Raw genomic sequence first — 19,731 nt, 5'->3', positions numbered from 1 at the left:
ACCCGCTGCTGGACGATCTGATGCCCTGGGCCGTGGGCGGTATGCGCCTGGGCCGGGACTGGGTGGCCGCACCCGATCCGGCGGCCCTGCGCACGCGCTGGGCGGTGCTGGCGGGCGCCGAAGGGGCCGAGCGGGACCGGCTGTTCCGCCCGAGCCGCAGCCGTACGCCCACCGCCTCGGCGGCCGCGCTGCCGGGGCAGCGCTCGGCGGCGACGGCCCGGTTCGCCGACGCCCCGGGCCCCTGCCCCGACCCCGTACGGGTGCTGCGCGAGCCCTTCGACGAACAGTGGCTCCTGCCCGACCAGCGGCTGATCGACACCGCCCGACCGGAGCTGTGGCGGGTCCTCGACGAACACCAGCTGTTCCTCGTCGAGACGCCCGACCTGCTGGCCACCGCGCACCTCCCGGCCGGGCGGCTGGGCCGGATCCGGCCGCTGCACCGGCGCCCGGGCGGCGCCGAGCCGAATCTCGCGCCCGGTCTGCTGCCGCTGCTCGGGCAGCGTCACGGCGGCCGGGTGACCCCGCAGGACGTCCTGTGCTGGATCCTGGTGGCCGGCCGGCCCGGCCCGCGGGGGTACGAGGTCCCGCTCGCCGCCGACCCGGAGCACTGGCGGGCCGGGCTGGAGCTGGGCCGCCGGCTGCTCACCGTCCAGCTGCGTGGCGCGCGCGGCGGCGAGGCGCCCCGGCTGCCGGGAGGGCGCCGCCCGTACGTCCGCTCCGCGGTCGGGGGGTGGCCCGGCGGTCTCGCGTACGACGCGGAGACCGAGACGCTGACGCTGGGCACCGGGACCGTCTCGCCGGTGCCGGCCGGGGCGTGGGAGTACGAGGTGCAGGGCGTGCGCGTGTTGGAGGGCTGGTTCGCGGCCCGTACGGCGCACCGGGCGCCGGAGGCGGACGGCCTGGCGGCGCTGGGTCCGGCCGAGTGGCCGCAGAGCTGGACCTCGGAACTGCTCGCGCTGGTGACCACGCTGGCGCTGTTGGCGGAGCTGGCCCCCGAGCGGGCGGCCTTCGATCCCGGCCCGCGCCTGCCGGCGGCGGAGCTGCGCGAGGCCGGTGCGCTGCCCCCGCCGGCGTGGAGCCGGCGCCCGGCGTCGGTACTGGACCACCACGAGGAGGGCCCCGGCGGCCAGTTCGCCCTCCTCTGACCGCTCGCTCGCTGCGCGGAGCGCCCGCTCGGCGCGGGCGCGCGCCGGCTACCCGCCCCAGGCGGTCAGCAGGCGGGACACCGAGCGGTCGAAGACGGCGGCCATGTCCAGGCCCGCCCCGGGGACCGGTACGGTGCCCGAGACGGCTGCCGCCAGTCGCGGGTACTCCCCCGTCGCCAGACGGGAGCCGAGCCAGGCCGTCCGCACGCCCTGTTCCTGCTCCTCGGTCCAGGGCAGTGCGCGGGCCCGCTCCGCGAGCGCCAGCTCCGCCGCCACGAAAGTGGCGACGGCGCCGTTGACGGCGGCGACGAGTTCCAGCTTCTCGGCGCCGGATACGTCCAGCGGCGCCACGTACTCCAGGCTCTGCTCCAGGTAGCGCAGGGCGTTGGGGCCGAAGCCGTACACGGGGCTGAGGAGCCGCGGCAGCCAAGGGTGGCGGTGCATCAGCTCCCGTGTCTGCCGGGCGAGGGCGAGCAGGTCGGCCCGCCAGTCGCCGGTCGGGGCGGCGAAGTCGTACTCCCCGCTGACCGCGTCGACCATGAGCTCGTAGAGCTCCTCCTTGCGCGGCACGTAGTTGTAGAGGGACATGGTCCCCGCACCGATCCCGGCGGCGACGCGCCGCATGGACACGGCGTCGATCCCCTCCATGTCCGCGATCCGCACCGCCTCGGCGGCGATCGACTCGCGGCTGTGGGCGGGCCTGGGCCCGCGGCCGGCCCGTGGGGGGCGGGCCCAGATCACTTCTGGTTCAGCGGGTCGTCCGCCGGCTGTCATCGCTCGGATCACCTCGTCGTCTCGACACCATCTTAGTTACGTACGCCGTACGTAGTGAGGTACGGTGGCGCGCATGACTACTACGTACGCTGTACTTAGTGAGGGGTTGGAGAAGAACTACGGGCCGGTGCGCGCCCTGCGCGGGCTGGACCTCGCCGTCCCCGAGGGCTCCGTGTGCGGCCTGCTCGGCCCCAACGGCGCCGGCAAGACCACCGCCGTCCGGATCCTGACCACCCTTACCGCGCCCACCGGCGGACGAGCCCGGGTCGCGGGCCACGACGTCGCCCGCGACCCGGCTGCGGTGCGCCGCGCCATCGGCGTGACCGGCCAGTACGCCTCGGTGGACGGCGACCTGACAGGCCGTGAGAACCTGCGGCTCTTCGCCCGACTCGCCGGTCTGCGCGGCTCCGCGGGCCGCTCCCGCGCCGACGAACTACTGGAGCGCTTCGGGCTCGGCGAAGCCGCCGACCGGGTCGCCTCCACCTGGTCCGGCGGCATGCGTCGGCGCCTGGACCTGGCCGCGGGGCTCGTCACCCGCCCCCGGGTGCTGTTCCTCGACGAGCCCACCACCGGCCTGGATCCGGCCGCCCGCGAACACATCTGGGCGGCGGTGCGGACCCTCGCCGGGGAGGGCACCACGGTGCTGCTGACCACCCAGTACCTGGAGGAGGCGGACCGGCTGGCCGACGATGTCGTGGTCGTCTGCGAGGGCCGGGTCCTCACCGGCGGCACCCCGGCGCGGCTGAAGTCCCTGATCGGTTCCCGGGCCGAGGTGGCCGTCGCGTCGCGGGAGGAACTCCCGGGCGCCGCCGCCGTGCTCGACCGGCTCACCGGTGGCCGGCCGGTGCTCGACGAGGACCGGCTGACGGTCGGCGTGAGCGTCCTCGGCGGCGGCATCACCCTGCCGCAGATCATCCGCGCCCTCGACACAGCAGGCGTCCAGGTCACCGACGCGCGCCTGCGCCCGCCCACCCTCGACGAGGTGTTCCTCCGCGTCACCCGGGCCGGGGCCGCCCACCGCGCACAGGAGTCCGCCGCATGAGCACCCTGCTGTACGACGGCGCCGCCGTCCTCACCCGCCAGCTCCACAAGGCCCGGCACGCTCCGGCCCTGCTGATCCTCACCCAGACGATGCCGATCACGATGCTGCTCTTCTTCGGCTACGTCTTCGGCAGCGCGCTCGCCATGCCCGGCGCCGAGTACCGCGAGTTCCTGGTGCCGGGCCTGCTCGCCGCCACGGCCGCGAACGGCCTGATGGCCGGCATGTTCACGGCCGCGCAGGACGCACACCGCGGGGTGACGGACCGCTTCCGCACCCTGCCCATGAGCCGCACCGCCGTCCCCCTCGGGCAGACCGCTGCCGATCTGCTCACCACGGCCGTGTCGATGGTGCCGCTGATGCTGGTGGGACTCGCGATGGGCTGGCGCATCGAGAACGGCCTGCCCGGCGCGCTGGGCGCCCTGGGCGTACTGCTGCTGTTCCGCTTCGCCACCGCCTGGGTGGGCACCTACCTGGGGCTGCTGAGCCGCAGCGAGGAGGCCGCGGGCCAGCTGGGCGGCGCCACCTTCGTCCTGCCGATGCTGTCGAGCGCGTACCTGCCGACGGCGGGCCTGCCCGGGTGGCTGCGCACGGTCGCCGAGTGGAACCCGATCAGTGCGGTCGCCACCGCGGTGCGCGAACTGTGCGGGAACGCCGGGGCCCGGGCGGGAGCGGACGCGGCCTGGCCCGCCGCACACCCGGTGGCGGGGGCGCTGCTGTGGTCGGTGGCGCTGCTGGTGGTGTTCGTACCCCCGACCACCCGCAGGTTCGGCCGCGGAGCCGCCCGATAGGCGATCAACGGCGCATATCGCCCGCCGGGTGGTGACAGACCCCCGTCGGAACCGGTAGGCAGGGCCTCATGAGCACCGAACCGCTGCCCCTGGACGGCATCACCGTCGTCGCCGTCGAACAGGCCGTCTCGGCCCCCTTCGCCACCCGCCAGCTCGCCGACCTCGGCGCACGGGTGATCAAGGTCGAGCGTCCCGACGGCGGTGATTTCGCCCGGGGTTACGACACCGCCGCGCACGGCCTCGCCTCGCACTTCGTGTGGGCCAACCGGGGCAAGGAGTCGATCGCGCTCGACCTGAAGGACCCGCGCGGCCGCGAGGTGCTGCACGCCCTGCTGGCCGGTGCGGACGTCTTCGTGCAGAACCTCGCCCAGGGCGCCGCCGGCCGCCTCGGGCTCGACTCGGCGGCACTGTGCGCCCGTTACCCGCGGCTCGTCGCCGTGGACGTGTCCGGCTACGGCCCGGAGGGGCCCTACGCCCACAAGCGCGCCTACGACATGCTCGTGCAGTGCGAGGCGGGGCTGGTGTCGGTGACCGGCACCCCGGAGCAGCCCGTCAAGGCCGGGATCCCGGCGGCCGACATCGCGGCGGCCATGTACGCCTTCTCGGGAGTGCTGGCGGCGCTCCTGCGCCGGGGCGCGACCGGGCGCGGGGGCCGTGTGGAGGTGTCCATGCTGGACGCGCTCGCGGAGTGGATGGGGCATCCACTGCACCACACGATGCACGGCGGGGAGCAGCCCCCGCGCACCGGCCTGGCGCATGCGGTGATCGCACCGTACGACGCCTACGCGACGGCGGACGGGGACCGGGTGCTGCTGTCGGTGCAGAACGACCGCGAGTGGCGGCGGCTTGCCGAACTGGTGCTGCTACGACCGGAGTTGGCGGACGATCCGGCGTACGCGACGAACACGGCGCGCACCGGGAACCGGGAGGGGACGGACGCGGCGGTCGCGGAGGCACTGGGCCGGATGGACGCGGACGAGGCGATCGGGCGCCTGGAGGCCGCGGGCATCGCCTGCGCACGGCTGAACTCGGTGGCCCGGTTGGCCGGGCATCCGCAGCTCGCCGCCCGGGACCGGTGGCGGCAGGTGGCGTCGCCCGTCGGTCCGCTGCGGGCCCTGCTGCCGCCGATCGGGCTGCCGGGCGGCGCGGCACCGCACATGGGTGCGGTGCCCGCGCTGGGTGAGCACACCGACGACCTGTTGCGCGCCCTGGGGATGGCGGGCGCACGGATCTCGGAACTGCGCCGGGACGGTGTGATCGCATAGGGCCGGGTGGCCGCGGCCCGGAAGGGCGAACGGCCGCGGGTGCGGGGTCTGTTACGAGCGGCGGCTGCCGAAGAGCGAGCGACGCAGACGGCGCAGCGGCGCGAAGAGCGAGACGCGCGCGCTCCGGCTCCGCAGACGGTGCGTGTGGTCGCGGGAGGTGAGTTCGCGCATCAGCAGGGTCGCCTCCGCGGTCTCCCGGTGCGGGACGGCGGGTCCGCCCAGCACGGCGAGGTGGCGGTCGAGGCGCGAACTGGTCGCACTGCTGCCGCAGGTGATGGCAGGCACGCGGGGCGGCCTGCTGCGCATTGCTATCTGTTCCATGATCTCTCCCCACCCGTACGAGGGCACCCGGCCCGGGCAGGGTAACCCTATCGTCCCCGCGTCGCGCGCGGGTATCCCGGTGGTGTGAATTACCCCTGTGGCGAGGGGCAGTTGACGGTTACTCAGCGAAGTCGACCGTTACTCTCCGCACAGGATCGGGCAGGGTAATCACGCTCTGGAAGGCCGTCGCGCGGGTCTTGTCACGACAGGCGCCACATGAAGCCCACTGCGCTAACTTGGAGTGACCGGCCGGTGACGCATGGGCGCACGGAAGCATTCGGGGGGCTCGCGTGAGTGAGGAATCGAACTCCGATCGGGTCGTGTCGGGGCGTTACCGGCTGCTGGAGCAGATCGGCCGGGGCGGCATGGGGGTGGTGTGGCGGGCCCGCGACGAGGTGCTGGCGCGCGATGTCGCCGTCAAGGAGGTGCGCGCGCCGGCCGGGCTGGACACCGCCGAACTCCAGCGCCTGTACCGGCGGATGGAGCGGGAGGCGTGGGCCGCCGCCCGGGTCTCGCACCGCGGGGTGGTCACCGTCTACGACGTGGCGTCCGAGGACGGCCGGCCCTGGATCGTGATGGAGCTGGTGCGCGGGCTCTCGCTGGCGGAGGTGCTGGAGGCGGAGGGGCCGATGCCCCCGCAGCGCGCCGCGCACATCGGCGAGCAGGTGCTGGCCGCGCTGCGGTCCGCGCACGGTGCCGGGGTGCTGCACCGGGACGTCAAACCGGCGAACGTGCTGATCGCCAATGACGGCCGGGTGGTGCTCGGTGACTTCGGGATCGCGAGCCTGGAGGGGTCCTCGGCCATCACCATGACGGGCGAGGTGGTGGGTTCGCCCGAGTTCCTGGCGCCGGAGCGGGCGTCCGGGCGCGAACCGGGCCCCGGGTCGGACCTGTGGTCGCTCGGCGTGCTGCTCCATGCCTGCGTCGAGGGGGTCTCGCCGTTCCGCCGGGCCACCCCCCTGGACACGCTGCGGGCGGTGGTGGACGAGGAACCGCCCCCGGCGCGCCGGGCCGGCCCCCTCGCGCCCGTACTGGAGGGACTGCTGCGCAAGGACCCTGCGGAGCGGCTGGACGCGGCGGAGGCCGCCCGGATGCTGCGCGTGGTGGGCGCCGGCGGAGACGTACGGGCCGCCGGCGGGCCGTTGTCCACACCCGGCGCACCGGTGCCGACATCCCGGCCCGGGCACGAACTGCGGGACGGATCCGGGCCCTACGGGCAGCAGACGCCACCGCCCACCGTACCGGGAGCGCTCCCGGCGGCGGGTGGGTCGGCCCCTGCGGCCGCCCCGGCGGCGGGCCGGGGCGTGGCCGGGCCGGTGCTCGCCGTGGGGATCGCCGTGCTGCTGATCGCCCTGGCCGCGCTGGTGTGGGTCCTGCTCGAGGACCTCGGCGGCGGGGACGGCCGCGGCGGGAGCGGAGGCGCGCCGACGGGCCCGGCCACCGCCGCCCCGCCCGCCACCCGGACTCCCGCGTCGGGCGCGCCGACCTCCGCGTCGGCGTCGCCCTCGGCGCCGGCCCCGTCCGGCGCGGCCGGGCACGTGGCGGTGTACGTCGACGCGGTGCGCACCCGGTACACCGGGAGCTGTCCGCCGCCCGCCGCGGACGCCCCCTTCTTCACCGCGACCGTCGAGGTCGAGAGCGTCCCGGTGGTGCTGGAGTACCGCTGGGCGACGCGGAGCGGGCGCACCACGGGGCCCGGCTGGCAGACCGTCACGTACGAGGCCGCCGGGCCGCGGAGCCGGCGGCTGGAGCACACCGAGCCGGCGCACGTGCCCGGCACGGTCTTCGAGGACGCAGTCCGGCTGGAGGTGCGCGGACCGGCGGAGGTCGCCACCGAGTGGGTGGCGACCTCCGTGACGTGCGAGGAGGCGACCCCGACGGGCGGGGCCTCCTCCCCCGGCGCGAGCCCGTCCCCGGCCTCGCCGACGGCGAGTCCCGCGGCGACCCCCGAGGACGGCGGGACCGGGGACGGCCCACCGGTGGACGGCGGGGCGGAGGACGGCGGGCCGGATCAGGCCGCGTTGGTGAGGACGGGCAGGTAACCGCCGGACTGCCCGGCGGCGGTGGGGTGGTAGGACTCGGCGATATTCAGCCAGTTGACACTGTGCAGCCAGGGGCTGCCGGAGCAGATCTCGTGCCCGGTGAAGGTGCCGGCGACCGAGGCGAAGGTGAAGCCGTGGTCCGCGGCGCGCTTGGCGATGGCGGCGTTGAGGTGGTCGGCGGCCCCGTTGATGGCGGCCCGTTCCCCCTCGGTCAGACCGGCTGTGCAGGTGCCGTTCAGCTTGTAGAAGCGGGGATAGCCGAGGACGACGACGCGGGCGGCCGGGGCCCGGCTGTCGATGGCGCTGTAGACCTGGTCGAGCCGGCCGGGGAGGGTGGTGTCCACGTACGCCTTGGCCTGGTTGACGCGGCTGACGCAGGTGGCTTCGGACTGGAGCACACAGGTCGTCATGACGTCGGAGAATCCGGCGTCGTTGCCGCCGATGGTGATGCTGACCAGGTCGGTCCCGGAGTTGAGGGGGCCGAGCTGGCCGGAGAGCACATCACCGGTCCGGGCGCCGGAGCAGGCGGTGAAGGAGAAGGTCTGCGGGGAGTGGGCCGCGGCCCAGAGGGCGGGGTAGGCGCGGTTGGTGCGCTTGCAGTTGCCGCTCGTGCCGTCGTAGTTGCCGGCGCCGAGCCCGGAGGAGTACGAGTCGCCGAGGGCGACGTAGCCGAAGTCGGCCGCGGCGGAGGCCTGGCCGGCTCCGAACAGTGCGGTTCCGGCGGCGAGGAGGAGGGAGGAGGTCAGGGCAGCGAAGCGCGACATTTTCATGCTCATGTGTGCGGCTCCTAGTGGGGGTTACTCCTGAGTTGTTGGTACAAGGAGCCGCGGGCTGCCGGAAGTGTCCATGCCAAGAATGTTCGGGGCGGACATGCGGCCCGAATCTTCACCCGCCCTGCGTTTGAAGGGGGAACTTGGCACCCGATCCGGCGAAACACGGGTGCACGCGGGCACCTCGTGCCGGATCATGGGCGCCATGCCAGCCAACCCGCATGACGCGCTGCCGATCCGGCTCAACGTCGACGACAGCGACTCACCGTCGGACGTCGTCGACGCGCTGTTCCTCGGGCGGTTCGCCTCGGGCGAGCAGCCCTACTCGCACAGCGTGTCGATCGAGCGGGTGAAGGCGGAGGCGACCCTCCTGCCCCCGGAGGCCACGGTGTTGCGCTCGGCGCGCGACAGCGACCGCAGCGCCACCCTCGCCGAGGGCCAGGGCTGGACCATGCTCGTCTCCCGGTGGAGCCGGGGTGCGGACGTCACCGTGACGGCGGTCAGCGACGAACTGGCCGCCGGCGTCCTCGGCCGGGCCACCGAGGGCGTGCAGGACGAACCGGAGCCGCAGCCGGAGAACGTCACGATGGGCTTCTGGTACGTCTCGCCGCGCCGCGGCCCGTACCGGACGACCCGCCAGATCGCGGCCGGGACCTGGGCGGAGGTGCGGCCCAACTACACCGCACCGGTCGCCACGGCGATGGACCGGCTGATGAAGGTGACCCCGGACGACATCGCCGGCCGGCTGCTCCTGCTGCACGGCCCGCCCGGCACGGGCAAGACCTCGGCGCTGCGCACGCTGGCCCGGTCCTGGCGGGACTGGTGCCAGGTGGACTGCGTCCTGGACCCGGAGCGGCTGTTCAACGACGTCGGCTATCTGATGGACATCGCGATCGGCGAGGACGAGGGCACGGCGAAGGGCCGCTGGAGACTGCTGCTGCTGGAGGACTGCGACGAGCTGATCCGCGGCGAGGCCCGGCACACGGCGGGCCAGGCGCTGTCGCGGCTGCTGAACCTGACGGACGGTCTGCTGGGACAGGGCCGCAACGTCCTGGTCGGCGTGACGACCAACGAGGACCTGGAACGCCTCCACCCGGCGGTGGTCCGCCCGGGGCGCTGCCTGGCCCGCATCGAGGTCGGCCGGCTGACCCACCGGGAAGCGGTGGACTGGCTGGGCACCGACGAGGGCGTCTCCCGCGAGGGCGCCACCCTGGCGGAACTCTTCGCCCTGCGCCGCGGCACGGGCCCGGCGGCGGTCCTGCCCCCGCAGCCCCACTCGGAGGCGGGCCTCTACCTCTAGGGCGGCGGCTACGGGGCCGCGGCTACGAGGCGGCGTACCGGGCCCGGAGGGCGGCGGTGGCGGCGGCGACCGCCTCGGCCTCCGTCAGCCCCAGCCGGTGCGCCCGCTCCGCGAACGCCTGCGCGGCCGACGCGGCCTCGCGGGCCGCGCCCTCCCCCGCGGCCGCGACGAAGGTCCCGTTGCGGCCCCGCGTCTCGACCACCCCGTCGGCCTCCAGCGCCCGGTAGGCCTTCGCGACGGTGTTGGCGGCCAGCCCCAGCTCCTCCGCCAGCCCCCGCACCGTCGGCAGCTTGAAGCCGGCCGGCAGCTGCCCGGACCGGGCCCGGCCGGCGATCTGTGCGCGCAGCTGCTCGTACGGGGCGGCCGAGCCGGCCGAGCCGTCGAGGGTGATCTTCAGGTTCGTCGAGCTCACGGGGTGATTGTCCCCCATCGCCGGTTAATTGGGAGGCGCCGGGTGCGGGGCCGCCCGTAGCGTCTGCCGCATGACCGTTCTGATCCGCGATCTCCGCCCGGGCGACCCCCGGGACGTCGAGTCGGTGGTGCGGGTACGCCGCGCCGCGCTGCCGTTCCTGATCACCAGCGTCCGGGACGTCGCCTTCGAACTCACCGGCGCGCATCCCGCCCGGCACCACCGCGTCCTCGTCGCCGAGACCGCGGACGGCGAGGTCGTCGGCACCGCCCAGGTCGGCATCGCGCACGACAGCCCCCGGCCGGGCCAGGGGTACCTCAACGCGTACGTCCACCCCGCCCGCCGCGGCCTCGGCGCCGGCCGGCTCCTGCTGCGCGCGGCGGAGGAGCACCTCGCCGCCCGGGGTGCGACGGACGCGTACGCCTGGGTCCTCGACGAGGCCGCGCACCGGGCCTTCGCCGAGCGGCACGGCTACCGGCCCGGACGCTCGGCGCACCTCCTGCGCCTGGACCTGACGGCGGCCGCGCTGCCCGCGCTCCCGGAGGTCCTCCCGCCCGGGGTGGAGCTGCGGCCCGCCGCCGCCTTCGCCGCGGACCCGCGCCCCCTCTTCGCCGTCGACGCCGAGTCGACGACCGACGAGCCCGGTGACCTGGGTGCCGAACTCGACGACTACGAGGACTGGCTGGCTCACGTCTGGCACCACCCGACCCTCGACAAGGAGCTGACGACCGTCGCCCTGGTCGACGGGCAGGCGGTGGCCTTCAGCGCCGCCCGGACCGACGGCGCCACCCGCTACGGCTCGGCCATGACCGGCACGCTGCGCGCCTTCCGGGGCCGCGGCCTGGCCAAACTCGCCAAGAACACCTCCCTGCACCGGGCTCGCGCGGCCGGCTTCACGGAGGCGTTCACCGGCAACGACAGCGGCAACGAACCGATGCTCGCCATCAACCGGTGGTTCGGGTACGAGATCTGCGCGACCGAGACGCACTGCACGAGGGAGCTGGGGACCAGGTGGCCGAGCAGCTGACCGTCGTCCTGACCAAGGCCGGCCGGACCAGGATCCGCTATCCGGCGGCGCGGGTCGCCGACGACGGCGACCGCATCTCCGTCCGCGCCCCCTGGGCCGCGGAGGGCGTAAGGGACTTCGGCTTCGTCCGCTTCGAGCCGGGCGACGTGTTCGTCGAGCACTTCTGGCGGACCCGCTGGTACGCAATCAAGGAGGTGTGGACGGGCGACGGCGTCCTGAAGGGCTGGTACTGCGACGTGACGCGCCCCGTGCACGTGCAGAACGGGGAGATCCTGGTGGAGGACCTGGACCTCGACCTGTGGGTCTCGGCGGACGGGTCGTCCGTCCTGCGCCTGGACGAGGACGAGTTCGCGGCGAGCGGCCTCGCGGCGAGCGACCCGGAGGCGGCGGCCCAGGCCGTCCGCGCCCTGGACGCCCTGGATGACCAGGCCCGCTCCCCCTCCGGTCTGGCCGCTCTTCTCCCGCCGGGCGACGCACCGCCCCGGGCCGGGGCCTGTTCCTGATGCCGCTCTTTTCCCCTCCTTAAGCGGACCCTAAGGATCCTCTCCTGGGGGGCCGGAGCGGCGAAAAGGCGTGGTCCGGGGGCTAGCTTGGCGGGGCCAGGACAGGAAGGGCCGGTTGTGGCGCCGCCGGGGGGCGGCGCCGCCGAGCCCCGTTCCACAGGCGCTCCCCCGCCGTCGCCCGAAGGAGATCCAGTCATGTCCGCACGCCGCCGTACCGTGATGCCGGTCCGCATCGCCGCCGCCGGTCTCGCCCCGCTCGCGCTGGCCGCGTACGCCGCCGTGCCCGCGGCCGCCCACGGCTCGATGACGGACCCGGTCAGCAGGGTCGCGGCGTGCTACGCGGAGGGGCCCGAGTCGCCGGAGTCGGCGGCGTGCAAGGCGGCCGTCGCCGCGAGCGGGACCCAGGCGTTCTACGACTGGAACGCCGTCAACATCGCCAACGCCGCCGGCAACCACCGGTCGCTGATCCCCAACGGCCAGTTGTGCTCGGCCGGCAACGACAAGTACCGCGGCCTGGACCTGGCCCGCGCCGACTGGCCGGCGAGCCCGATGTCCGCGGGCGCGCACACCTTCCGCTACAAGGGCACGGCACCGCACCGGGGTTCCTTCGAGCTGTACGTGACGAAGGACGGCTACGACCCGGCGAAGCCGCTGAAGTGGTCCGACCTGGAGCCCGCGCCCTTCGCGAAGGCCACGGACCCGGGCATGCAGAACGGTGCCTACGTCTTCTCCGGGAACGTCCCCGCGAAGTCCGGCCGGCACCTGATCTACAGCATCTGGCAGCGCTCCGACAGCCCGGAGGCCTTCTACACCTGCTCCGACGTGGTCTTCGGCAAGGACAACGGCGGCGGGAACGGCGGCAGCGGCGGGAGCGCCGGGGCGGGAGCCGCACCGAGCACCAGGCCCGGCACCGGGAACGGGAACGGCGCCGGGAGCGGCGACGGCTCCCCCGGAGCGAAGCCCGCCGACAAGCCCTCGGCCCCGACGGACCAGCAGATCGCCGACGGCGCCGGCAAGTCCTCGGTGGAGCACAACGGCCACGGCGACAACGACCCGAGGACGAACGCCGCGGCCGGTGCCCCGCTCCCGTCCGCGTCCTCGCCGTCCCCGGTGAACGCGGCCGCCCCGGCCGGCGGCGGCAACCTGGCGGAGACCGGCGGCAACAGCGCCACCCCGTCCATCGCCATCGCCGGGGCCGGCGCACTGGCCGTCGGCGCCGCCGTGCTGTTCGCGACGGCCCGCCGCCGTGCGACGGCGGCGGGCCGGCACGGCCGCTAGCGAATGCTCCTCCCGTGCGGACCGCCCGCGCCCCCGGTCAGTCGAAGACCGAGGCGCAGGTGGTCCGTTCGGCATGGGCCGGGTCGAGGGCGTTGAGCACCTCGTGCCAGGCGATCCGGTCGGTGAGCGCAATGGCCACGTGCTCCGAGAAGTCCAGCAGACACAGGTCCTGGAGCACCACGTTGCGGACGTTCGGCCCCTCCAGGAAGCCGCTGCTGTAGGGGGTCACCACCTGGTCGTACTTGGTGGCGATCACGGTGTACTTCACCCCGGGGACGGTGTCCCCGCCCTCGTTGAGCCTGCGCAGGAAGGCGGAGCCGGCGATCTGGTCGGCCAGGGCGGGGGTCGCGCTGCTGATCAGGTCCTCGGCCCCGGGGAAGTACGGCAGGAGCTCGGTGAAGCCGAGCAGGGTCGTGCCGTGGTTGTCGGGGGCGAGCCCGACCAGCGCGTTCACCTTCTGCGCGCCCCCGAGGAACTTCAGGTAGTAGCGCGGCATCATGCCGCCCTGCGAGTGCCCGACGATGTCGGTCCTGGACGCGCCGGTGGCGGCCAGCACCCTGTCGACGAAGACGTCGAGCTGCTCGGCGGACTTGTCGATGGGGCCGAGCCCGTTGAAGAGAGGCACACCGGGCAGCTGGCCGTAGTCGAGCGAGTAGACGCAGTACCCGCGGTTCACGAGGTACGGGGCGAAGCCCAGCCAGTTGTCCCAGGAGTTGCCGAAGGTGCCGTGTACGAGGACGACGGGGCGCGGGTGGGCGGCGGACGGCTTGCAGGACCAGTTGTTCCAGCCGCTGCTCGGGGCGGATGCGGCCTGCGCTGCGCCGGTGGGGGCGACGAGTGCGGCGGCGGTGAGGGTGAGGACGGCCAGCGGGCGGAGCAGGCGTCTCCAGGGCAGCATCGTGTGATCTCCTTGCGGTCGACTCAAGGGGATGAGCGTGGGGATTCGTCCCGTGATCCGGATCACAAGGGGGCGCTGCTGCCGCTAAATTACGTGTGAGTAGCAACACAGGGAAGTTACGCGTCGGTAAAAACTCGTGTGTCGGCCGACCGACCGTCAGGCGGCCAGCGTGCCGCGGGCGATGACATGCGCACCGAAGCGCGTACGGACCAGGTCCGTGACTGCTTCCAGGCGGCGGGCCTTGTCGTCCTCGGGATCGAGACTGAGCTGCCGCACGGCCCGTTCGGCCGGGATCAGCTCCTCCGCCCGCAGGGACAGCGCCCGGACCCGGGCCCGTTGCAGGCCGAGGCCCTCGTACAGGGAGTAGGCCGTTGCGGTCAGGGCCGCCGAGTGCGCGGTGGGCTCGGCCAGGGTGCGGGTCCGGGTGAGCGTGGTGCGGTCGGCGCAGCGGACGGCGAGCGAGAGGACCCGGCAGACCCGCCCGCCCTCTTGTGTACGAAGCTTCGCACCGAGCTCCTCCGTCAGCGAGAGCAGCGCCCGCCGGTGCCGTACGGGATCCAGCTCGTCCCGGTCGAAGAGCCGCTCGGCGGCGACGGCGCGGGCGGCCGCGCCCGGCCGGACGGGGGTCCGGTCGATCCCGAGGGCGCGCTCGTGCACCTCGCGGCCGAGCCGGGCGCCGAGGATCCGCCGCAGGGCGGCGGGCGGGGCGGCGGCGACCCGCCCGACGGAGTCGAGGCCGTAGGAGCACAGGGTGCGGGCGGCCTTGGGGCCGACTCCGTCGAGTGCGGTGACGGGCTTGTCCGCCAGGAAGTCCCGTACGGCGGCGGGGTCCTCGGGGAGCACCAGGGTCGCCCCGGGCCGGGCCTCGCGAGCCGCGGCCCGGGCCAGCATGGGGTTGCCGGCCACGCCGACGGCGGCGTCCACGCCGTACAGGGCGAGGGCCCGGACCCGGATCACCGCGGCCAGCCGGCGGGCGTCGCAGCCGAAGTAGCGCAGGGCGCCCCGGACATCGGCGAGGGCGGCGTCGGGCGGCAGGGCCTGCACGGCCGGGGTGATCCCGCCGAGCAGGGCGAGCACCCCGGCGTACTCCCGCGCCCCGAGCGGGCCGCCGTCGGCGGAGTGCAGCCGCAGGCACATCACGGCTTTGCCGGTGGTGTTCATCCCGGGCTCCCCGGACTGGAGTGCCACAGCTTGCGGCCGGTCGCGGGGCCGGTGCCGGGCGGCTGGAGGTCGGCCCAGGGATTCATCTCGTACCCCGTGGACATGCGGATCGTGCGGCGTCCGGGCCCTTTCGCCGCAGGCTCCCCGTCGGCCGCGACCCCGCTTTCGGCCGCACCCCCGGCCGCGCCCTCGGCGGCCGGTTCGCCGGAGGCGGTGCCGGCCGGCTCTGCGAGGCGGGCCGCGACCGCGTCCAGGCCGCCCGTCGCCCGCAGTTCCACCAGCTCGGCCAGGTTCCACGCGGCCGCCCCGACCACGCTCAGGCTCTGCGGCCCTCTCCGCTGCACGACACCCCGTACGAGCAGCAGGAAGGAGTGGAAGACGGTGTGCGCGCAGCGCTCGTGGCTGTCGTCGAAGAAGGCCAGGTCGACCAGGCCCGTACCGTCGTCCAGGGTGGTGAAGATGACCCGCCTCCCGGACCGGATCGGGGGGGTCTGGGTGGCCGCCTTGGCCCCCGCGACCAGTACGGTCCGCCCGTGCTCGACCTCCCGCAGCCGGCGGGCCGGGACCACCCCCAGCTCGGCCAGGAAGGCATGGTGGTCGCCCATCAGGTGCCGCGAGGCGTCCATGCCGAGGACGCCCAGCTCGGCGCTGAGCCGTTCCGCGTCGGTCAGGTCCGGCAGTCCGACGGAGGCCGTGGACCGGCCGCCCTCCAACGGGAGTTGGGCACCGCGCACCCCGGCCGCGCGCTGCGCGCCGTGCAGTTCCGTCAAGTGGAGCAGGAGGTCCCGGCGGTTGGTGCCGAAGGAGTCCAGGGCCCCCACCTGGGCGAGCCGTTCGGCGACCGGTCGTCCCGGATGCGCGCGGTCCCAGAAGTCGCGCAGGGAGGCGTACGGCTGCCCGGACTCGATCCGGGCCGCTTCGGCCCCGCTGATGCCGTGGACGTCGGTGAGCCCCAGCCGCAGGCCCCACACCCCGCCCGCCGCCTCGGACACCAGTTCGATGCGATGGGCGACCGCCGACCGGTTCACGTCGAGCGGCAGTACCGGGACGCCCCGCCGCCGCGCGTCCGCCAGCAGCAGCCGCTTCGGGTACATCCCCGGATCGTGGGTCAGCAGCCCGGCGTAGAAGGCCGCCGGGTGGTGCGCCTTCAGCCACGCCGACTGGTAGGTGGGCACGGCGAAGGCCACCGCGTGCGCCTTGCAGAAGCCGTAGCTGCCGAAGGCCTCGACGATCTCCCAGGTACGGGCGACCACCTCGACCGGATAGCCGCGCTCGGCGGCCTTCGCCGCGAACCAGACCTTGATCCGCGCCTGCGACGGCGGATCGGACAGCCCGCGCCGCACGCGGTCCGCCTCGTCCCGCCCGCAGCCGGTCATGACGTCCACGATCCGGATGATCTGCTCGTGGAAGACCACCACCCCGTACGTCTCGCGCAGCGCGTCGGCCAGGTCCGGGTGCGGGAAGCGCACCGGCGCCCGCCCGTGCCGGGCCTCGATGAAGGGCCGCACCATGTCGGCGGCCACCGGCCCCGGCCGGAAGAGGGAGATGTCGACGACCAGGTCGTGGAAGGTGGCCGGCTGGAGCCTGCCCACCAGGTCCCGCTGGCCCGGCGATTCGATCTGGAAGCAGCCCAGCGTCTCGGCCGAACGGATCAGCTCGTACGTGGCCCGGTCGCCCGGCGGCACCTGCGCCGGGTCGTCCAGGTCGAGCTCCCGGCCCGTGCCGCGCCGGATCTCCGCGACCGCGTGCGCCATCGCGGACTGCATCCGTACGCCCAGCACGTCCAGCTTGAGCAGCCCGAGCTCCTCCACGTCGTCCTTGTCGAACTGGGACATGGGGAAGCCCTCGCCGCTGGTGGGGACCACGGGCGTACGGGCGAGCAGCGAGGCGTCGGAGAGCAGGACCCCGCACGGGTGCATGGCGGTCCCGCGCGGCAGCGCGTCGAGGGATTCGACGAGCTCCCACAGCCGCCCGTACGACTCCCCCCGCACGTCCCGCAGTTCGGGCAGCTCCTCCAGCGCGGCGCGGGCGTCGCGGGCCCGGACGTGCGGGAAGGCCTTGGCGAGCCGGTCGACGACGGCCGGGTCCATGGACAGGGCGGCGCCGACGTCGCGGACGGCGTGGCGGACCCGGTAGGTCTCGGGCATGGAGACGGTGGCGACGCGCTCGGTGCCGAACCGGTCGATGATCCGCCGGTAGACCTCCAGCCGGCGGGCGGACTCCACGTCGATGTCGATGTCGGGCAGGACGCGCCGGCGCTTGGACAGGAAGCGCTCCATCAGCAGGCCGTGCTCGACGGGGTCGGCGTGCGCGATCCCGATCAGGTGGTTGACGAGCGAGCCGGCGCCGGAGCCGCGGGCCGCCACCCGGATGCCCATCTCCCTGACGTCGTCCACCACTTGGGCGACGGTCAGGAAGTACGAGGCGAAGCCGTGGTGGGCGATGATGTCGAGCTCGTGGTGCATCCGCTCCCAGTAGGCGGGATCGCCCGCGTAGCCGCGCAGGACCATGCCGGCGGAGGCCCGCGAGGTGAGGACCCGCTGGGCGCTGCGGTGGGCGGCGCCGACGAGCCGGGCCTCGGGGAAGTGCACGGACCCGATGCCCAGGTCGTCCTCGGGGTCCACGCAGCAGGCCTCGGCGGTGTCCCGGGTCTGCGCGAGGAGGCGTCGGGCGTCGGCGGGGCCGAGACCGGCCGCCCGGGCGATCCGGTCCGCGGCGTCGGCCATGGCGGCGGGGGGCTTGAGCCAGCGCTCGCCGGTGTCGAGGGGGCCCCGGCGGTCGATGGGGACCAGGCGGCGGGCCGCGTCGAGGATGTCGGCGACCGGGCCCTGGCCGGGGTCGGCGTAGCGGACGGCGTTCGTGAGCACGGCCGGGACGCCCTGCTCGGCGGCGAAGCCGACGGTACGGGCGGCCAGCCGCAGCGAGCCGGGGCCGGTGCCCGTACGGCCGTGGTGGACGGCCTCCAGCCGCAGGGAGCCGCCGTAGACCTCCCGCCAGGGCGCGAGCAGCCGGGCGGCCCGGTCGGGGCGGCCCGCGGCGAGGGCGCGCCCCACCTCGGAGCCCGGGCCGAGGAGGACGAAGACGCCCTCCCCGCGCAGGGCGCCCCAGGGGACGCAGGGGACCTCGGCGGACGCCGCGTGGGCGGCGGTGACCATCCGGCACAGCTCGGCCCAGCCGGCGGCCCCGTCCCGGGCCAGGAAGACGGCCCGCGCGGCCGACTCGTCCAGGAAGGCCCCGCCCTTGACGGGGGTGCGCCGGCGGGACGAGGCCTCGCCGGGGCCGCCGCCCGCGGCGGACGCGGTCGGGCCCCCCGGCCCGGCCGAGCCCGCCGCGGGGGACCCGGCGGGCGACACCGCCATGTCCACGCCGAACAGCGGCCGGACGCCCGCCTGCTCCGCTGCCTTCGCGAACCGGACCGCACCCGCCAGGGTGTCGCGGTCGGTCAGGGCGAGGGCGTCCATGCCCCGCTCGGCGGCACGCTCCGCCAGCCGTTCCGGGTGCGAGCCTCCGTAGCGCATGGAGAACCCCGAAACGGTGTGCAGATGCGTAAACCCAGGCACCCGCGGCCTCCTGCTTCGCTCGTAGAACACCACCCCCGCTCTCCACCATAGAGCAATTCGAATACCCGTGCGAAACACATGTTCGATCACCGGGGGCGGGCGGGTCATCCGTTCGGCCCGCCCCTGCTGCGGGCCGCCCCCGGCCCGCCGAGCGTGTGAGACATGACCCCGTCCCAAGGCTTCCTCGCCGAGATCAAGGACGCCGTGACCACCCGGGCGGCACTGCTCGTCCTGGGGGTCCTCGTCCTCCAGCTCGCCTTCATCACCTCGTACATCGGAGCCTTCCACCACCCGAAGCCCAGCGAGATCCCGATCGCCGTGGCCGCGCCCGCCGCACCGGCGGCCGAGCGGGCCGCGCAGCAGCTCGGCGCCCTGCCCGGGGACCCGCTCGACCCCCGGGTGGTCGACGACGGAGCCGCGGCGCTCGCCCAGGTCCGCAACCGGGACGTCGACGGCGCGCTGGTCATCGACCCGGCCGGCCGGACCGACCGGCTGCTGGTCGCCTCCGGCGCCGGAGCCTCGCTGTCCCAGGCGCTCGAGGAGGTCGTGGGCGCCGCCGAACGCGCCCAGGGGCGGACCGTGCAGGTCACCGACGTGGCCCCGGCCGCCCGGGGCGACAGCCGGGGGCTGAGCTCCTTCTACCTCGTCATCGGCTGGTGCGTGGGCGGCTACTTGTGCGCCGCGATCCTCGCGATCAGCGCCGGGGCGCGGCCCGCCAACCCCCACCGTGCCGTGATCCGGCTCGGCGCGCTGCTCGCGTACGCGATCGCGGCCGGGCTGCTCGGCGCGGTCATCGCCGGGCCGGTCCTGGACGCGCTGCCCGGCGCCCTCTGGGGGCTGTGGGGGCTGGGCACCCTGGTCGTCTTCGCGGTCGGCGCGCTCACCCTCGCCCTCCAGGGGCTGGCGGGGGTGGTCGGCATCGGCCTGGCCATCCTGCTCGTCGTCGTCCTCGGCAACCCCAGTGCGGGCGGCGCCTACCCGTACCCGCTCCTGCCGCCGTTCTGGAGCGCGATCGGCCCGGCCCTGCCACCGGGCGCGGGCACGTACGCCGCACGCTCCCTCACGTACTTCGACGGCAACGGCGCGGGCGGCCCGACGCTGGTACTGGCCGCCTGGGCGGCGGTAGGCGCAGCAGTCACCCTGACCTGCGCCACCCTCCACCGAAACCGCCCGACCCCCTGACCCTTCCGCTCCCGCGGGGGCAGCAGACCGGGTCCGGCCCCGGGCCCGAGCCACTCCCGCGGGGGTGCGGCTACCGGGGCACCGCCCCCTGGCCGGGTCTTCGCCGTGGCGGGCCGCTCCCGCGGGGGCAGCGGACCGGGTCCGGCCCCGGGACCGAGCCACTCCCACGGGGGTGCGGCGAACCGGGGCACCGCCCCCTGGCCGGGTCTTCGCCGTGGCGGGCGAAACACGGTCGCGGCGACGGCGGAGTCGCGGTGCCGGGCAGG

At 74.9% G+C, this 19,731-nt stretch carries 17 protein-coding genes; 10 read left to right on the top strand and 7 right to left on the bottom strand.

What is annotated here, in order from left to right; translation table 11 throughout:
• The first annotated feature begins 20 nt into the window (after positions 1 to 20).
• Positions 21 to 1,145 (top strand): type ISP restriction/modification enzyme, encoded by a 1,125-nt coding sequence (locus tag IF89_RS0120915; RefSeq protein ID WP_158717903.1) that lies wholly within the window; start codon positions 21 to 23, stop codon positions 1,143 to 1,145.
• A 48-nt stretch (positions 1,146 to 1,193) separates the two neighbouring features.
• Here the strand turns inward: IF89_RS0120915 and IF89_RS0120910 are convergent, their stop codons facing one another.
• Positions 1,194 to 1,919, bottom strand: coding sequence for a TetR/AcrR family transcriptional regulator (locus IF89_RS0120910; RefSeq protein WP_030770173.1), 726 nt, complete (start codon positions 1,917 to 1,919; stop codon positions 1,194 to 1,196).
• Positions 1,920 to 1,992: 73 nt separating this feature from the next.
• Between IF89_RS0120910 and IF89_RS0120905 the strand changes: the two genes are divergently transcribed.
• From IF89_RS0120905 to IF89_RS0120895, 3 genes are all read left to right on the top strand, one after another.
• The gene (locus IF89_RS0120905) at positions 1,993 to 2,961 is read left to right on the top strand and encodes a daunorubicin resistance protein DrrA family ABC transporter ATP-binding protein (RefSeq protein ID WP_030770170.1); all 969 of its coding nucleotides are present in this window, start codon (positions 1,993 to 1,995) and stop codon (positions 2,959 to 2,961) included.
• Positions 2,958 to 3,749: an ABC transporter permease gene (locus IF89_RS0120900; RefSeq protein ID WP_030770168.1), complete on the top strand. Its 792-nt coding sequence runs from the start codon at positions 2,958 to 2,960 to the stop codon at positions 3,747 to 3,749. Before IF89_RS0120905 ends, IF89_RS0120900 begins: the two co-directional genes overlap by 4 nt.
• 68 nt (positions 3,750 to 3,817) lie before the next feature.
• Positions 3,818 to 5,014: a CaiB/BaiF CoA transferase family protein gene (locus tag IF89_RS0120895; RefSeq protein ID WP_030770165.1), complete on the top strand. Its 1,197-nt coding sequence runs from the start codon at positions 3,818 to 3,820 to the stop codon at positions 5,012 to 5,014.
• A 51-nt stretch (positions 5,015 to 5,065) separates the two neighbouring features.
• Here the strand turns inward: IF89_RS0120895 and IF89_RS0120890 are convergent, their stop codons facing one another.
• Positions 5,066 to 5,335, bottom strand: a complete 270-nt coding sequence (locus tag IF89_RS0120890; protein WP_078628425.1) for a hypothetical protein — start codon at positions 5,333 to 5,335, stop codon at positions 5,066 to 5,068.
• Positions 5,336 to 5,625: 290 nt separating this feature from the next.
• Here IF89_RS0120890 and IF89_RS0120885 point away from each other — a divergent pair, with 290 nt between their 5' ends.
• Entirely contained in the window at positions 5,626 to 7,377 is a 1,752-nt protein-coding gene (locus IF89_RS0120885; RefSeq protein WP_078628424.1) for a serine/threonine-protein kinase, read from the top strand.
• Here the strand turns inward: IF89_RS0120885 and IF89_RS0120880 are convergent.
• Positions 7,347 to 8,147 carry an SGNH/GDSL hydrolase family protein gene (locus IF89_RS0120880; protein ID WP_030770158.1) on the bottom strand — a complete coding sequence of 267 codons (801 nt, stop codon included), beginning with the start codon at positions 8,145 to 8,147 and terminating at the stop codon, positions 7,347 to 7,349. The two genes, IF89_RS0120885 and IF89_RS0120880, sit on opposite strands and share 31 nt — an antisense overlap.
• Before the next feature lie 205 nt (positions 8,148 to 8,352).
• On the opposite strand from IF89_RS0120880, the gene IF89_RS0120875 reads away from it, so the two are divergent.
• The gene (locus IF89_RS0120875; protein WP_043194217.1) at positions 8,353 to 9,447 is read left to right on the top strand and encodes a DUF5925 domain-containing protein; all 1,095 of its coding nucleotides are present in this window, start codon (positions 8,353 to 8,355) and stop codon (positions 9,445 to 9,447) included.
• A gap of 22 nt (positions 9,448 to 9,469) precedes the next feature.
• Here the strand turns inward: IF89_RS0120875 and IF89_RS0120870 are convergent, their stop codons facing one another.
• Entirely contained in the window at positions 9,470 to 9,859 is a 390-nt protein-coding gene (locus IF89_RS0120870; RefSeq protein WP_234327831.1) for a GntR family transcriptional regulator, read from the bottom strand.
• A gap of 70 nt (positions 9,860 to 9,929) precedes the next feature.
• Here IF89_RS0120870 and IF89_RS0120865 point away from each other — a divergent pair, with 70 nt between their 5' ends.
• From IF89_RS0120865 to IF89_RS0120855, 3 genes are all read left to right on the top strand, one after another.
• Complete coding sequence (locus tag IF89_RS0120865; protein WP_030770151.1) at positions 9,930 to 10,883, top strand: GNAT family N-acetyltransferase; 954 nt, start codon at positions 9,930 to 9,932, stop codon at positions 10,881 to 10,883.
• Positions 10,868 to 11,386: a DUF402 domain-containing protein gene (locus IF89_RS0120860; protein ID WP_051807363.1), complete on the top strand. Its 519-nt coding sequence runs from the start codon at positions 10,868 to 10,870 to the stop codon at positions 11,384 to 11,386. The genes IF89_RS0120865 and IF89_RS0120860 overlap by 16 nt, the downstream gene beginning before the upstream one ends.
• 195 nt (positions 11,387 to 11,581) lie before the next feature.
• Positions 11,582 to 12,664, top strand: a complete 1,083-nt coding sequence (locus IF89_RS0120855; RefSeq protein WP_030770144.1) for a lytic polysaccharide monooxygenase auxiliary activity family 9 protein — start codon at positions 11,582 to 11,584, stop codon at positions 12,662 to 12,664.
• 37 nt (positions 12,665 to 12,701) lie between these two features.
• On the opposite strand, the gene IF89_RS0120850 is transcribed toward IF89_RS0120855, so the two are convergent.
• The 3 genes from IF89_RS0120850 to IF89_RS0120840 all read right to left on the bottom strand — a co-directional run bounded on the left by IF89_RS0120850 (position 12,702) and on the right by IF89_RS0120840 (position 18,283).
• Positions 12,702 to 13,562 (bottom strand): esterase/lipase family protein, encoded by an 861-nt coding sequence (locus tag IF89_RS0120850; RefSeq protein WP_030770142.1) that lies wholly within the window; start codon positions 13,560 to 13,562, stop codon positions 12,702 to 12,704.
• A 156-nt stretch (positions 13,563 to 13,718) separates the two neighbouring features.
• A complete protein-coding gene (locus IF89_RS0120845; RefSeq protein WP_030770135.1) occupies positions 13,719 to 14,723 on the bottom strand; it encodes a DNA polymerase in 1,005 nt (334 codons plus the stop codon).
• Complete coding sequence (locus IF89_RS0120840) at positions 14,720 to 18,283, bottom strand: DNA polymerase III subunit alpha (RefSeq protein ID WP_043194209.1); 3,564 nt, start codon at positions 18,281 to 18,283, stop codon at positions 14,720 to 14,722. The genes IF89_RS0120845 and IF89_RS0120840 overlap by 4 nt, the downstream gene beginning before the upstream one ends.
• A gap of 162 nt (positions 18,284 to 18,445) precedes the next feature.
• On the opposite strand from IF89_RS0120840, the gene IF89_RS0120835 reads away from it, so the two are divergent.
• The gene (locus tag IF89_RS0120835) at positions 18,446 to 19,465 is read left to right on the top strand and encodes a membrane protein (RefSeq protein ID WP_043194207.1); all 1,020 of its coding nucleotides are present in this window, start codon (positions 18,446 to 18,448) and stop codon (positions 19,463 to 19,465) included.
• The last annotated feature ends 266 nt before the right edge of the window (positions 19,466 to 19,731 follow it).

The organism is Streptomyces sp. NRRL F-2664 (assembly GCF_000719345.1).
In the GTDB taxonomy this organism is placed as follows: Bacteria; Actinomycetota; Actinomycetes; order Streptomycetales; family Streptomycetaceae; genus Streptomyces.
This window is presented reverse-complemented; position numbering and strand designations above follow the sequence as displayed.